This is a genomic window from Brevibacterium epidermidis NBRC 14811 (genome assembly GCF_001570805.1).
GTDB classification, from domain to species: domain Bacteria; phylum Actinomycetota; class Actinomycetes; order Actinomycetales; family Brevibacteriaceae; genus Brevibacterium; species Brevibacterium epidermidis.
Genome location: NZ_BCSJ01000008.1, coordinates 54,379 through 68,592, shown reverse-complemented (window position 1 = coordinate 68,592; position 14,214 = coordinate 54,379). Strand labels below are relative to the sequence as shown.

General features: G+C 64.7%; 10 protein-coding genes and 1 tRNA gene. 2 read left to right on the top strand and 9 right to left on the bottom strand.

The annotated features are described in order from the left end of the window. Positions 1-27: 27 nt before the first annotated feature. Together BEP01S_RS05830 and BEP01S_RS05825 are read right to left on the bottom strand one after the other, a co-directional pair. Positions 28-300 (bottom strand): hypothetical protein, encoded by a 273-nt coding sequence (locus BEP01S_RS05830; protein ID WP_062241365.1) that lies wholly within the window; start codon positions 298-300, stop codon positions 28-30. After that, the gene (locus BEP01S_RS05825) at positions 293-5,383 is read right to left on the bottom strand and encodes a PDDEXK-like endonuclease domain-containing protein (protein WP_083532579.1); all 5,091 of its coding nucleotides are present in this window, start codon (positions 5,381-5,383) and stop codon (positions 293-295) included. The genes BEP01S_RS05830 and BEP01S_RS05825 overlap by 8 nt, the downstream gene beginning before the upstream one ends. Positions 5,384-5,490: 107 nt before the next feature. On the opposite strand from BEP01S_RS05825, the gene BEP01S_RS05820 reads away from it, so the two are divergent. Then, a tRNA-Arg gene (locus BEP01S_RS05820) sits at positions 5,491-5,566 on the top strand. Positions 5,567-5,722: 156 nt separating this feature from the next. Here the strand turns inward: BEP01S_RS05820 and BEP01S_RS05815 are convergent. The 5 genes from BEP01S_RS05815 to pdxH form a co-directional block, all read right to left on the bottom strand. After that, positions 5,723-6,787, bottom strand: coding sequence for a universal stress protein (locus BEP01S_RS05815; protein WP_062241363.1), 1,065 nt, complete (start codon positions 6,785-6,787; stop codon positions 5,723-5,725). Between the two features lie 145 nt (positions 6,788-6,932). After that, the gene (locus BEP01S_RS05810; protein ID WP_039208542.1) at positions 6,933-7,433 is read right to left on the bottom strand and encodes an HNH endonuclease; all 501 of its coding nucleotides are present in this window, start codon (positions 7,431-7,433) and stop codon (positions 6,933-6,935) included. Positions 7,434-7,902: 469 nt separating this feature from the next. Further along, the gene (locus BEP01S_RS05805; RefSeq protein WP_039208540.1) at positions 7,903-8,730 is read right to left on the bottom strand and encodes a C40 family peptidase; all 828 of its coding nucleotides are present in this window, start codon (positions 8,728-8,730) and stop codon (positions 7,903-7,905) included. A 412-nt stretch (positions 8,731-9,142) separates the two neighbouring features. Next, positions 9,143-9,829, bottom strand: coding sequence for an iron-dependent transcriptional repressor DtxR (locus BEP01S_RS05800; RefSeq protein WP_039208538.1), 687 nt, complete (start codon positions 9,827-9,829; stop codon positions 9,143-9,145). Positions 9,830-10,242: 413 nt separating this feature from the next. Further along, positions 10,243-10,914: a pyridoxamine 5'-phosphate oxidase gene (gene pdxH, locus BEP01S_RS05795; protein WP_039208536.1), complete on the bottom strand. Its 672-nt coding sequence runs from the start codon at positions 10,912-10,914 to the stop codon at positions 10,243-10,245. Positions 10,915-11,017: 103 nt separating this feature from the next. Between pdxH and serC the strand changes: the two genes are divergently transcribed. Further along, entirely contained in the window at positions 11,018-12,199 is a 1,182-nt protein-coding gene (gene serC / locus BEP01S_RS05790) for a phosphoserine transaminase (RefSeq protein WP_062241361.1), read from the top strand. 129 nt (positions 12,200-12,328) lie between these two features. Here serC and BEP01S_RS05785 read toward each other — a convergent pair whose 3' ends face one another. Continuing rightward, the gene (locus BEP01S_RS05785; RefSeq protein WP_062241359.1) at positions 12,329-12,826 is read right to left on the bottom strand and encodes a DUF456 domain-containing protein; all 498 of its coding nucleotides are present in this window, start codon (positions 12,824-12,826) and stop codon (positions 12,329-12,331) included. Positions 12,827-12,931: 105 nt separating this feature from the next. Next, a complete protein-coding gene (locus BEP01S_RS05780) occupies positions 12,932-14,209 on the bottom strand; it encodes an MFS transporter (protein ID WP_062241356.1) in 1,278 nt (425 codons plus the stop codon). Between the last annotated feature and the right edge of the window lie 5 nt (positions 14,210-14,214).

Sequence of the window (14,214 nt, the reverse complement as noted above, 5' to 3'; positions counted from 1 at the left end):
TTCTTCATGCCTGAAACCTATCCGGCGCTATGACCAGTGCGGAGGCTTCTGCGAGCGGTAGAAGTCTTCGCTGAAACCTCCACCACCGGTATCGGCCTCATTGCGCAGAGTGGCGCGGTAGCGGCGCTTCGCCGCTTCGATCCGGGCCTTCCAAGCTGCGTCGGACTCGGAATCGTCGTCACCGTGCGGTGTACCTTCAGGAGGTGCACCTTCAGAATCAGTACTGGGGACACCGACGCTGAGATCGGACGATTCCCGATCCGGCTCAACGTCCTCGGTGTCGGAGGGACGCTCAGGCATCGTCGTTCTTCGACCCCGACTTCGCCGAGGTGGTCCCACCCGACTCGGTCTCGGCCGAGTCCGTGCCGGCTTTGGAATCTGTCTCGGCCGACTCGATGCCAATCGAACCATTGTCTGCCGAGTCGGCGTCGGCCGCGTCTTCGCTGGAAACTCCGGCGTCGTCCGTTCCACCAGCGGCAGCCGTATCAGCACCACTGCCATCGGTACCTTCGGACCCCGCACCCACCGAATCGGTGCCGGCGGAGTCGTCGGCCGCCTCGGGGACCTGATCGTTGCTTGCGGTCTGGACAAGGCCTGCGGACCGGAGCTCATCGGCGCGGATCTTGCCGGTGTCGAAAGTCGGCAGGATTTCGTCCTCGACCGGGCCAGCGGAGTTCGAACGCGGGATGAACACCTCGGCGCCCGTGACCTTCTTCGCCTGCGCATGGCGTTCGCGGTAACGATCCACGGCGGCCTGCAGCTGGGAATCGCCCCGGCTCGTATTGCCCTTCTGCGCCAGAGCCGTGCGCAGCAGATCCTTGATCTCACCGTCGCCGCGCACGACTGCATCCGACTGGATCCAGTCGATCATCTGGTCGAGGCCTTCGGCGGAGTACTTGTGCATCGGCAGACCGGGTACAAGCTTCGGGCGGCTGCCAGTGCGTCCGACGACCACCGAGGCGGCACGCGCCGCATTGAGCACGGCCTGCGGGCTCATCGTCTCCACGGTGGCTCGCCAGGCTTCGAAGATCTTCTCGGTCTCGGTCTGCGGGTCGACGAAGGCGTCGGTCGACCATACGCGCATGAACTTCCAGCCGCGGCGGCTCAACTGTTCGGGCAGCACCCGGTCGCGCTGGCGCAGGCTGCGCATCGAGGCGTATTCGGGTCCGTCACCGGCAACAGCGATGATCATGCCGTGCTCGTCCTCAGTCGAGTTCGCCACGGCCAGATCGATGCCGTTGTAATGCTCGTGGGCGACGACGCCAAGCTGCAGCAGCCGGTCGGCGATGTCGTTGAACAGCGGATCGTAGATCTCGCCGTGCGGTCCGGGCTGGTGGACTCCGCCGGTCGCGACTTCTTCGAGCAGGCGCGGCAGCATGACCGCTCCCCCGTTGAGTTTGCTGCGGTCAAAGTCCTCGGCCTCGATGCTCGAGACCAGGGTCAGCCGTTTCCGGGCCCGCGTCATCGTGGCCGCGAGGATGCGTCGGCCGTCCGGTCCGGAGAGCGGACCGAAGTCGTGGATAACGCGACCGTGGACGGTGCGGCCGTAGCCGAGGGTGAAGATCACGGCGTCGCGCGACATACCCTGAACGCGTTCGGCATCGGTGACGACGAACGGTTCCTTCGACGAATCGTTGAAGAACGCCGCCACATACGGCAGATCCTTCATCGCCCGCGAGATCGCAGTGGCCACGCGCTGAGCGTGATGCGGGGTGAGCGCGATGACGGCCAGCGACTCTCGCGACCGGTTCCGCGCGTGCTTGAGCACCAAGTCGACTACCCGTTTGACCTCGGCGTCGGGGCTTTCGACCCGACCGGTGCCGATGTCCGTGGGGCCTCTGCCGTCGGCGACATAGGAGAATTCGAGCCCGCTGCCCTCACCGGTGTGCGCGGTCGGCAGCGTCGAAATCGTCGAATCGTAGAAGTGCCGGTTCGCCAGGTCGATGAGCCCGACCGGGGACAGTCGGTAGGAGTTCGACAGCCGCATCCGCGGCAGGAACTCGCCGAGGCGGTCCTGCACCGATCGTGGATGTTTCCCGTCGTCCATGCCGAAGCGATCGACCGCGATCGAGAACGGGCGTGGTCCGAGCAGTCGCGAGTCACCGAGCGAGATGACCTGTCGGGCGCGGGTGATTCCGGGAACGACATCGGCGACCGAGAGTCGTCCGGCATCGGCGATGACGACCGCGTCGAAGAGCGGCAGTGCGGAGAAGAGTTCGGGCACCGTGTACGGGCTGCCCATCCAGACCGGGGCCAGAGTCGTCAACAGCTCGGGTGCCTGAGTCGAGATCCGCTTCGTCGAGGTGTGCTTCGACAGAAGCTCCTGTTTGATGACTCCGGCGGCGATGGGGTCGGAGTCGATTCCACGCTTCCATGCCTGCGCATGGTTGAAGCGCAGTCGGGAGGCACCGGCGGCGACGAAGGCGCGGTCGTTCTCGCGGAAGCTTTCGGCGACCTGGTGGAGAGCAGCACCGTCGTGGCGGCCGATGGCGGGATCTTCGCCGGCCATGGTCTGCAGGACGGAGGCCCAGTAGGCGAGGTCGAATTCGGGGCCGACGAGTGATTCGTCGACCTTGCGGCGGCGCAGGTCAGCCATGAGGTCGCCGAGGCCTTCACCATCGAGTTCACGTTGCAGGCGGGAGCGTTCGGGCAGCTCGGCGAGGTGCTCCGAATCGCTGCCCATTGCTTCAGCACGCGCCTGGAGTTCCTCGATGAGCATCGATCCGAGGTCTCCGCCGTCCGGGGTGGTCTCGAGGATCGGAGCGAGCTTGGCCATATCGGCTTCGACGCTCTGGAGGATCTCGTCGGCTTCGAGGACGCCGCGCGGAATCTGCGGGCGGCCGTCGTGTCCGGCGAGGTCTGCGAGGATGACTCGCTGCGCACGGACGTCGATGAGGGCCTCATGGAGGTCGGCCACCTCGGCGCCAGGGCGCAGGAATTCAGCGGCCGACTTCTTCAGTCGGCGGCGCTGCAGCATTCCCATCTCGACTCCGACATCCGCCCGGTATTCGGGGGTGCCGGTAGCAGCGATGAGGTCATCGAGGCGATGGTCGTAGATGTCGGGGGCGAAGTTGTCGAGCGTCTTGCGCACCCGCAGGAGCACGCGGATTGCGCGGGACCAGTCGTCGACATTGCGGCGCGGGTTGAGTTTCGCCTTCTGCAGCACGGGTTCGGTCGCAGAGACGAGGTCGGGGATCATTCGACCGATGCGTTCGGCCACCGTGCGTGCGGCTTCGGCTTCCTCGACGGATTTGAGGTCGGCACCGAACCAGACGGTGTCTTCGACATCGAGGGTGAATGCGCCGAGTCCTGCGAGTTCGCCGAGCTTTCCGCGCAGGATGTTCCGGCGGTCCTCGCTGGCGCCGAGGATGTCGTCATCGAAGCGCACCGGGGTCTGCGGGGAGTTGTCGCCGGAGGTCAGTTCGGCGAGGTGCTGCATGGTCTCGTAGACGGAGACGTCCCACGGCTTGCGCCTGCGGTGCAGGGAAGAGACATGGTCGGACAGGGTCGCGCGCTGTTCGTTGAGTTCGGTCAGCAGGCGGGAGAGGTCCGGGCGCTCGGCCTTCTCTGCCGAGGCGATGAGACCGATTAGCTGCTTGCGGATGTCTTCCGAGCCGGCGCGAGTATCGACGGCGAAGTCGGAGAGTCCGACCTCGCCGAGGCGGGCGGAGAAATCGTCGAGTGCGTCAGAGGTCTGCGCGAGGAAGAGCACGCTCTTGCCGGTGTGCGCCAGGGTGGTGGCCACGGCGACGGCGACCTGGGTGGCGCCGGTTCCGGGCGGGGTGTCGACGACGACGGAGTGACCGGACACTGCGGCGTCGACGACGGCCTGCTGGTCACCGTCGACGTCGATGACGAGGAATTCTTCCTGCGGCTTCCGGTCAGGCAGCGGGGTGATCGGTTCCTGCAGCGCAGCGGGAACGACGTCTTCACCGTCGGCCGGAGCCGCGGGAGAGACATCGGTCTCTTGGTCTGCATCTGTGTCTGAACCGGCCTTGACCGTGGCGTCGGGCCTTGTCGCAACATCGGGTGCAGCTGCTGCGTCCGCGTCCGTCGAAGTCGATGACTTCTCAGCGTCGGCCGGCTTGTCGACGACCTTCTTGCCACCGGTCGTTTTGGCGTCGGCCGGCTTTACATCGGCCTTCTTGCCACCCGCCGAATCGGTGCCGGTACTCGGCTTCGCCGCGTCGAGGGGTTCGTCGGTGATGGGCACGGTCGGCTGACCGAATTCCTCTTCATCATCGACTTCTGTGACGTCGTCGGCATCTGCTGCGGAATCGGCGCCCCGGGCTTCATCGTCCGAAGCCTTATCGTCCGTCTTCTCGTCTCCGACGGTGGCGGACTTGTCTGCGGACTTGGAAGTCGCCTCGGCGAGGTCATCTTCTGTCGCGGTCTTGGACTTCGTATCGTCTACGGCTGCGGCGTCGTCAGACTTGGCTACAGAGTCAGCCCCGGCTTCAGCCGCATCGGCGTCAGTCTCAGCCGACTTCGACGCATTGTCAGCCTCACCCGACTCACCATCGGCTTCCGCCTCGGCGACGGCACCGGCGACTCGCTTCGCTTCGGCTCGTTTCTGCTCGGCTTCGGCTTCCTCTGCCGCGGCGATCTTCTCGTCGGGGAGGACTCCCGGCTGCGGCACATAGGAAGGTCCACCGAGCGAAGCACGCACGTCCTCGTCGCCGGCCAATGCCCGCAGCACGGGGTGCTGGGTAGGCAGGTAATCGGTCGAGAACGGGCTCGCGATATTCGCGAACGTCGAGATGATCAGGCGATGGTTGATCCGCAGGCCGGGCACGCTCTGACCCAGATCGCGCAGACGGTCGAGGGCCGGGCCCGGGTCGAAGCCGTGCGGTCCGCCGGTCGCGTCGACCCATTCGTCGACGGGCACTTCGAGGTCGTATTCCTCGCCGAGGTGCTGGACGAGTGCCGGGTTGATCGTGATCTCATTGTCGAGCACGATCTCGTAGTCTTCGACGCGGGACCCGCGAGGCACCAGCGTGATGTGGCGCATGACGACGGGGGCGTTGAACTTGAACTTCGCGTCCTTCTCCGTCCACGAGGCGAACCCGATCGCAAGGTGTGCGGTGCGGATGCCGCGTTCGTTGTCGAGCTGTTCTGCCTTCGACCGGATGGATTTCGCACGACGGCGCGCATCGGCGAGGATGTCGTGATCGCGGATGAGACTGGAGAGGCGGGTGGCGCGACCGGCCAGCAGCTGTGCGAGGCCGGATGGGTGGGCGCCGGAAAGATCGATGCTGCCGTCACGGGAGTCCCGGAAATGAAGCATGGTGTCGCGACCGCCCAGATGGGCAGCCTGCTTCTTCCACTCGGCGAAGACATCTCCGAGTTCTGGGAACTGTTCGTCTTTAACGGAATCCGACACAATTCGACCCTAACGAGAAACTGTCCATAATAGGTGCTGGCACACCGTGGAACAGTGAGGTTTCTTCTACGCTACACTGGGTGATCGTGGTTGAGGACGACCACCTGGCCCCCGTAGCTCAGGGGATAGAGCACCGCTCTCCTAAAGCGGGTGTCGGCAGTTCGAATCTGCCCGGGGGCGCCAGAATCATTTCACCCGGTCAGATCCATATGCTGACATCTTCAAAGTCCACCATCACCGAGGCGGCCGATCGATTCGATCGGCCGCCTCGGTGATTTTCCTCCCGCACTGAGGACAGATCCGAGTTGCGGACTCGGGACTCCCCGGCTCAGTCGGGATCTAGAGCCCTGGCTCCGCCGGGGTCTCGTGCTGTTTGCGGCGACCGTGATCGCGGGCGACTCGGACGACCATCGTCGGGCACTGCGAGTACGGCAGCACCGACTGGGAGGTCGAACCGAGCAAGAGGCCGGCGAATCCGCCGCGTCCGCGCGATCCGATGACGAGCACTTCGGCCGTGTCAGAGGCTCGGACGAGCACCTCGGCGGGCTGGCCGTCGAAGAGCGTCCACGTGACGTCGAGGTCCGGGTATTCCTCGGCCAGACGCTGCTTGGCGACGACGAGTTTGTCCGCACCTTCGTTGACGAGTCGCTCGAGATCGGCGGTGCTCGGCAGCCATTCGGGTCCGATGACCGTCGTGGTGATCACGGCGACGATGTGCAGCGGTGAGCCGCGGCGTACGGCCAGTCGGGCTGCCTTCCACAGGGCCGGGGATTCGGCTCCGAGCGAGTCGACGCCGACGACGACCTTGCCGTCGAAGCGCAGGCCTTCGATCGATTCGGCATTGGGGTCATGGGTCTCGACTTCGACGCCGTCCTGCCGGATCGGCCGCGAAGAGGTCGGATGCGCGGGACGCTCGCCCTGGTTGTCCCAGCACGCAGGGACGACGACGGTCGGACATGCGGAGTGCGCCGGCAGAGCACTCGACACCGTTCCGAGGAGACGACCGGCGAATCCGCCGCGACCGCGGGAGCCGACGACGGTGAGGCAGCCGGTCTTCGATTCGTCGATGAGCACTCCTGCGGCGTCACCGATTTCGATGACTGCTTCGACGGGAACGCCGGCGGCTTTGACCTCGGCGGCTGCTTCCTTGAGCGTGTTCGTCACGGCCGCACGGATCGAGCTGTCATCGATGGGCACATAGGACACGTCGATGGCAGCGGCAGCCACGCTCGGAATCGTGTAGGCGCCGACGAGGCGGATCGGACGGTTCAGGGAGCGTGCTTCTTGAATCGCCCAGGCCAGGGCGTTGCGGCTCGGCGGCGAACCGTCGATTCCGACGATGACGGCCTCGGTCTCACCGGCCGGTGCCGGGTCGGGGTTCTGGGGGCGATCCTGCTCACTCATGGCAAGCTCCTTGGTTCGAAGCGAACTTCTGTTTCGTCCACCCTAGAACACATTGACTGTGAGAACTTCACCTATGTCACATCGTTATCCGAAATCCGCCATCATTCGGACAGCACCGTCCCCTATCTGGGACGATGCCGCTTTATCAGGCGGCGCTGGAGTACTCGAGGAACGGGCGCCACTTCTCGACGGGCTTGTCGATCCCGCGCATCCACAGCTGCCCCAAACGGGGTTCCTGCGGGAGGAAGCTGAGCTTCCATCCGATCTCACTGAGGGTGCGATTGCCTTTGCGGTTGTTGCATTCGCGGCAGCAGGCGACGAGGTTCTCCCACGTGTTCGCTCCCCCACGTGAGCGTGGGATGACATGGTCGACGGTGTACGCCGGTTTGGAGCAGTACGCGCAGCGGTAGCTGTCCCGGCGCAGGACTCCGCGGCGGGAGAGCGAGACGCGGCGGTTGCTCGGCGGGCGCACATAGCGGGTGAGCAGGATGACGGAGGGCTGATCGAGACTCATGTGCTCGGATCTCACCGGAATGTCCTCTGCGGCCAAGACTGTCGCCTTTCCGGTCAGCACGAGCACCACGGCCCGTGTGAACGGAACGATTGACAGCGGTTCGTAACCGGCGTTCAGCACGAGAGTCTTCATATCTCGCCCCTCATCTTCTTCTCTTCTGGGCCGAAACCGGCTGCCCCGGCCCCAGGGAACACAAAAGGCGCCGTGCTCATGGGCACGACGCCTGGGAAAGAGGGCACGGAGACAGATATGTACTCCGCACCAGAGACTGGAGCGGCTATTCGAATTATTCGACTATGCCCCATCTGCTTTCCTTCGAATCAGTGGTCGACACCAACTGGTGCCTGCCGTTCATGGAACTCAATCTTCTCCAGAGTAACGCCGCGCGCGCCCGTGACCCAATTCATACGGCTCGCGTCACGGAAACTTCGGCTTTCGTTCACCAAATCGGGTATAAGCGCCCGGGCACAGGGCGTCGCGGTGAGACTATGCGACCGACAGGGACTCATCGGGGCCGTCACGAAGTTTTCGGGCATACGAAAAGCTCCCCGCCCAACTCGAGGACCGTCGAGTCGTGCGGGGAGCTTTTCGGTGAAGAAGATCAGAGAACGCGGATGAAGGTGACGTTGCCCATCCAGCTGTAGCTGCGCTTCGAGGTTCCCGAGCTCGGCGAACCGGCATCGTACATCTGTCCGCCACCGGCGTAGATGCCGACGTGGCCGGGGTGCCAGATGAGGTCACCGGGCTTGGCTTCGGACTGCGAGACGATCTGGCCTGCACCCTTCTGGGCACCGGAGGTGCGGGGCAGGTTCACGCCGACGTGGCTGTAGACCCACGAGGTGTAACCGGAGCAGTCCCAGCCGCTCTGGCTGGTTCCGCCCATGACGTAGGGGGTTCCGACGCCCTTGGCTGCCCAGGCGAGGACCTGCTCGGCCTTGGATCCGTCGATGGATCCCGAGTCCTTGGAGTCGGACTCGCCCGAGTCGGACGATCCGCTGTTGGCGGTGTCGTCGGAGGTGCCTGCCGACTCATCGGAGTCGGAGGAGGAGGCGGTGGAGGTCTCAACGGGCTTCGGCTTCGGCTTGGGCTTCGGAGCAGCCTCAGCGGTGATGGCCTCGCTCTCGACGCCGAAGGAGTCGGACTTCTTCTCGTCCTTCTTGTTGTTCGAGTCGTCGCCGATGGTGACGGTCTGGTTCTCGAAGTCGACCTGCTGGGTGGCCTCGGCTTCTGCGGAGACCTTGTTCTGGTCGTCGGCTCCCTGGCCGGCGGCCGGCATCACTGCGGCGGTCAGCAGACCACCGCTGGCAGCGACAACTGCTGCACGACGGCCGAAGACGCCCGAGTTGGCGTTCAGAAGTTCAGTGAGTTCGGTCAGTGGAGTCTTGACCTTGGCATCGGCGGCGCGGCGGCCATGCTGCTTAGTTGCCACGTTTTCCCTCTCGTCCCTATTGGCTTCTCTCAGCCAACCGCCACTATCGGTCCTTGGTATCTCACAGCGAGCGCGGCGTTCGGATCCCGCTGTGAAGTCGTCATTGCGTGAACGACCTCAATAACTGTAACCAATCGGTGACTGATTGTCACGTTTCTGTCACAACCACCGGAGGGAAACCGTGATGTTTTCCATAAAATCCCAGGTCAGAGGCTCAAAATGACTCGAAATATTCGTAACATTTTCTCGTTATACGACGAGACCCAGGGGGTGGAAAGCCACTCCCTGGGTCATGGATCACAGCATTTGTAACGAATCGGGGCTCGGACCTGGGCACTTCCGTTACCGTTGCTCGGCCTCGTTGTTACGGAGCCACGGCCCCGTCGTTACCGAGCGGAGACTTCTGAGAGTCTCAGCCTTGGTAGGCGAAGACGTGCGAGGCGGTCTCGATCGGAAGGTCGAGTACGTCCTGCGCACCGGGCACCTGCACGGTGATGTATTCGCCGTTGCGAGAGATCTCGACATCGCTGCCCGGCAGGACGCCAGCGACCTGGAACTGCTGAAGCAGGTGGATATCGACCTGCAGCGGTTCTGCCAGCCAGGCGATCTTCAGCTTCTTCGCACCGTCCCGACCGACTGCGGTGGCGAGGTCGATGACGTCGGTGGTCTTCGAGGCTTCGCCGCCGATGACGTCGAGGCCGGGGATCGGGTTGCCGTAGGGCCCGGTGGAGGTCTCGGACAGCAGGTTCACGAGCTTGCGCTCGACCTGCTCGCTCATCACGTGCTCCCAGCGGCATGCCTCGTCGTGAACGAGTTCCCACTCGAGTCCGACGACGTCGGAGAGCAGGCGCTCTGCCAGACGGTGCTTGCGCATGACGTCGGTGGCGATCCGACGGCCTTCGGGAGTGAGCTCGAGATGGCGGTCGTTGCCGACGTGGAGCAGTCCGTCACGCTCCATCCGCGCCACGGTCTGCGACACGGTGGGACCGGAATGATCCAGACGCTCGGCAATGCGGGCACGCAATGGCACGATCGACTGTTCCTCGAGCTCGATGATCGATTTGAGGTACATCTCAGTTGTATCAATGAGGTCGTTCACTTCTGACCAGCCACTCCACTCTTCGTCTTCAGGTCGTTTCGACCGTTTCAGGCGTTGTCACCATTTCGGGTCGTTACGACCCAGCCCCGCCCCGCACAGGCGAACCCGTTCGCGGCCGTGGCGATCAGCACCAATCCTATCGTGCGTTCAGCGATTCCTGTGAGTCGAGGAATCGTCTGGGCTCAAGTGCGGCTTCAACCGCAGTCTGACAACTCAGTTGCCATGCACCTCGTACCGCTCGATCGGTGACCCACGCCTGCCGCCGAGACGTTGACCATGACCGTCCCGGCCTCGGCGTAACACTTGCAGCGCGTCGAATATTTCTGGCTTGCGCTGTGGCACAGAGCGGTGCCGTGACGCAGGTCGACGCTCGTCTGGGGCAATCGACGCTCGTCTGGGGCAATCGACGCGCCTCAGGGGTAGAGGCGCACGACTTCCCACGCCGAGGCATCGTCGAGGTCGGCGACATCGTGGCCGCCATCGGCTCGGCGGAAGACCCACCGGTCGTGAAACCGGTTCTGCTGACCCTGCCAGAATTCGATCTCGAAGACACGTACGCGGAACCCGCCCCAATGGTCGGGCCGCGGCACGTCCCTGCCCTCGAGCTCAGCTGCCGCGGCATCGTATTCGGTCTGCATCTGCTCGCGGCTGGTCACCGGTTGGGACTGCTTGGACACGGTCGCCCCGATCTGCGATCCACGGGGGCGCACAGCGAAGTACGCGTCCGAGTCCTCGGGGGCGGCCACCTCGGCGAGGCCGCGGATGCGGACCTGTCTCTCCATGTCCTGCCAGGGGAAGTTCACGGCGATGCGGGGGTCAGCCTGTAGTTGCCGGCCCTTCGCTGAGTCGTAGTCGGTGAAGAACAGGAGTCCGCGCTCGTCGAGGCCTTTGAGTAGGACGATCCGCGAGCTCGGGCCCCACTCGTCCAGGGTCGAGACGGTCATCGCATTCGGTTCGCGGACATGGTCGGCCGCTTCGTCGTACCACTGGCGCAGCAGGTCCAGGGGTGCGGCGTCGGGGTGTTCGAAGACGGCAGAATCATAGGTCTTCCGGGTCTGCGGAAGGCGATCGACGGGCTCAGTCATGACTTCACTCTACGACGCAGCACGGACACGAGTCAGCTGCGCGTCGCCGTCACATGACGGACCGGTCCCGGACGCCGAGGGGGCCCGCCGTAGAATATCGAGCGTGACTGCGACGAATATTGAGATCCCGAACGACCTTCTGCCCGCCGACGGACGCTTCGGGTCCGGCCCGGCCCGCATCCGTCCTGCCCAGATCGAGGCGCTGACCTCGGCCGCGACCGAGGTGCTCGGCACCAGCCACCGCCAGGCGCCGGTGAAGAACCTCGTCGGCCGCATCCGCTCCGGACTGGCCGATCTGTTCAGCCTGCCCGAGGGCTATGAAGTGGTGCTCGGCAACGGCGGGTCCACCGTGTTCTGGGACGTCGCGGCCTTCGGCCTCGTCCGTGAGCGGGCCGCGCATGCGACCTTCGGCGAGTTCGGTCAGAAGTTCGCGAAGGCCACCGACACCGCCCCGCACCTGAAGTCTTCCCTTATCCTCAACGCCGAACCCGGCACGGCTGCGATCCCCACGCCCGAGGCCCTGGCTGAGGCCGGTCTCGTCTCCTCCCCCGCCGAGGCGGCCACCGGAGAATCCGCCGCCGACGTCTTCGCATGGCCCCACAATGAGACCTCGACCGGTGTGGCCACCCAGATCAAGCGTCCGGCCGGAATCGCCGAGGATGCCCTCGTCGTCATCGATGCCACCTCCGGCGCCGGCGGGCTGGCCGTCGACATCGCCGAGACCGACGTCTACTACTTCGCTCCGCAGAAGAACATGGGCTCCGACGGCGGCCTATGGGTAGCGATCATGTCGCCGCGCGCGATCGCCCGCGCGCAGGAGATCAAGGACTCCGGACGCTGGATCCCGACCTCGCTCGATCTCGTCACCGCGGTCGAGAACTCGGCCAAGGATCAGACCTACAACACCCCGGCCGTAGCGACCCTGCTGCTGCTTGCCGAGCAGATCGAATGGATCAACGGCAACGGCGGCCTGACCTGGGCAACCGAGCGGACCGCTGAGTCCTCCGGGCTCGTCTACGACTGGGCTGAATCCGCCGAGGCGACCCACCCCTACGTCGTCGAACCGGCCGATCGTTCATCCGTTGTCGCCACCGTCGACTTCGACGAGTCGGTCGATGCTGCTGCTGTGGCCAAGGTGCTGCGCGCCAATGGCGTCGTCGATGTCGAGCCCTACCGCAAGCTCGGCCGCAACCAGCTGCGCATCGCGACCTTCGTCTCCGTCGACCCCGACGATGTGCGGGCGCTTCTGGCCTGCATCGACTACGTCATCGACGCCCTGAAGTAACGAGCGGCGCGCCGTCCGCGCAATTCCTCCACTTAGTGCCATAACCTCCCGTGGCAACGGGGCGTTATGGCACTTTGTGTGTCGGATGCGTTGGCAGGTGCAGAACAGCCGTCAGCCGCAGCACAGCCCTCAGGCGAAGAAGTGGATGAGCACGCCGATGCCGAAAGTGATGGCGGCGAGCATGGCGAGGGCGAATTCGATGGCAGCGCCGAGGCCGATCGCCTTGATCGACTCCCAGCTGGAGTTCCACGCCGTCTTCCCATCCTTGAGCCGAGAGTATTCGGCGAGGTAGAGGCCGCCGACGAAGCCGATGGGCAGGCCGAGCACGGGGATGACGAAGAAGCCGATGATGGCGAGCACCCCGCCCAGCAGCACCGAGGAGTTCGGCACCTGCATGGATTTCAGCTTGCGACCGGTGAGCACGAGTGAGGCGCTCATTCCGGCCGCGACGAACACGGCGACGATGGCGAAGATGATCCACGCGGCCGGTCCGCCGATGATGATCGCCCAGATGAGCACCGCGATGGCGATGAGAATCGACCCGGGCAGCACCGGCACGATGATGCCCAGGCAGCCGACGAGGATCGCCAGGCCCACGAGCGCCGAGGTGATGATGTCAGTTGTCACAGTCCGTCCGTTTCCTTTGGGCGACCCTCGAATCCCTCGCCGAGGCGGTCGACCGAAATTCTATGACACGAACCTCCGGGCCCGCCGAGTGCCGACCAGTCGCCGTCAGTGTCCGCTGTGTCCCGGCGGACGGCCGTGATAGCTCATGTGCAGCCGGATCCGCGACTTCGGATCCCGGTGGAGGCGCAGATCCTTGGCCGTGACCATCCACAGCAGTCCCACGGCGAAGGCGATGATCCCCGAGGCGGCTCCGACGACGAGTGCCATCCGCGGTCCGAAGGTGTCGGCGACCCATCCGGCCAGGGGTGCTCCGATCGGGGTGCCGCCCATGACGACGGCCGCGTAGATTGCCATCACTCGGCCGCGGTAGTTCGCGGCCGTGGTCGTCTGCACATACGCATTCGCCGAGGTCATCATCGTCAGCGAGGCGAAGCCGACGAACATCAGCGAGGCGGCGAAGAGATAGTAGTTCGGCATCAGCGATGCCACTCCGACGGCCACACCGAATCCGCCGGCGGCGCCGAAGATGAACCGCAGTCGGGGTTTCTCGCGTCTGGCCGAGGCGAGCGCTCCGGTCACGGATCCGATGGCCATGACGGAGTTGAGCAGACCGAAGCCGCTGGCGTCCTTGCCGAACTCGATCTTCGCCATCGTCGCCGTGTAGATGTTGAAGTTGAATCCGAAGGTCGCGACGATGAACAGCACGACGAGCACGACCGTGATGTCCGGGCGCCTGCGCAGGTATTTCAGTCCGCCGAGCACTCCGCCCTTGCCGCGCCGACCGGAGGGATGCAGCTTCGACTTGTCGAGGCGGATGAGCACCGTGAGCGTCGCCGCGAACCCGAGGCCGCTGATGAGGAACACGGGACCGGCGCCGATGAGTGCGGTGAGCACACCTGCGACGGCCGGGCCGATCATGCGGGCGCCGTTGAACGACGCCGAGTTGAGGCTGACGGCATTCGGCAGCAGCTTCTCACCGACGAGTTCGGAGACGAAGGCCTGCCGGGCCGGGTTGTCCAGAGTCGTGAGCATTCCGAGCGTGAACGCGAGCACGTAGACGTGCCACAGGACGATGACGTCGGTGATGGTCAGAGCAAAGAGGATGAGACCGATGAATCCCAGCAGCGCCTGTGTGACCATGAGCAGCCGTCGTTTGTCGAACTTGTCGACGAGGTTGCCCGCGAACGGGAACATGATGAGCTGCGGCCCCAGCTGCAGAGCCATGGTGAAGCCCAGCGCCGAGGCGTTGTTGTCCGTGAGCATGGTCAGGACGATCCAGTCCTGAGCCGTGCGCTGCATCCACGTTCCGGTGTTGGAGATCAGGGCACCAGCGAACCAGTGCCGGTAGTTCGGCTCCGAAAGCGACCGGAACGTCTGGGACATCGAGT

What these genes read in the sequence shown, in the direction of transcription:
- BEP01S_RS05780 (WP_062241356.1), bottom strand. Translation starts at nt 14,209, where the DNA reads ATGTCCCAGACGTTCCGGTCGCTTTCGGAGCCGAACTACCGGCACTGG.
- BEP01S_RS05830 (WP_062241365.1), bottom strand. Translation starts at nt 300, where the DNA reads ATGCCTGAGCGTCCCTCCGACACCGAGGACGTTGAGCCGGATCGGGAA.
- pdxH (WP_039208536.1), bottom strand. Translation starts at nt 10,914, where the DNA reads ATGACTGAGCCCGTCGATCGCCTTCCGCAGACCCGGAAGACCTATGAT.
- BEP01S_RS05810 (WP_039208542.1), bottom strand. Translation starts at nt 7,433, where the DNA reads ATGAAGACTCTCGTGCTGAACGCCGGTTACGAACCGCTGTCAATCGTT.
- BEP01S_RS05815 (WP_062241363.1), bottom strand. Translation starts at nt 6,787, where the DNA reads ATGAGTGAGCAGGATCGCCCCCAGAACCCCGACCCGGCACCGGCCGGT.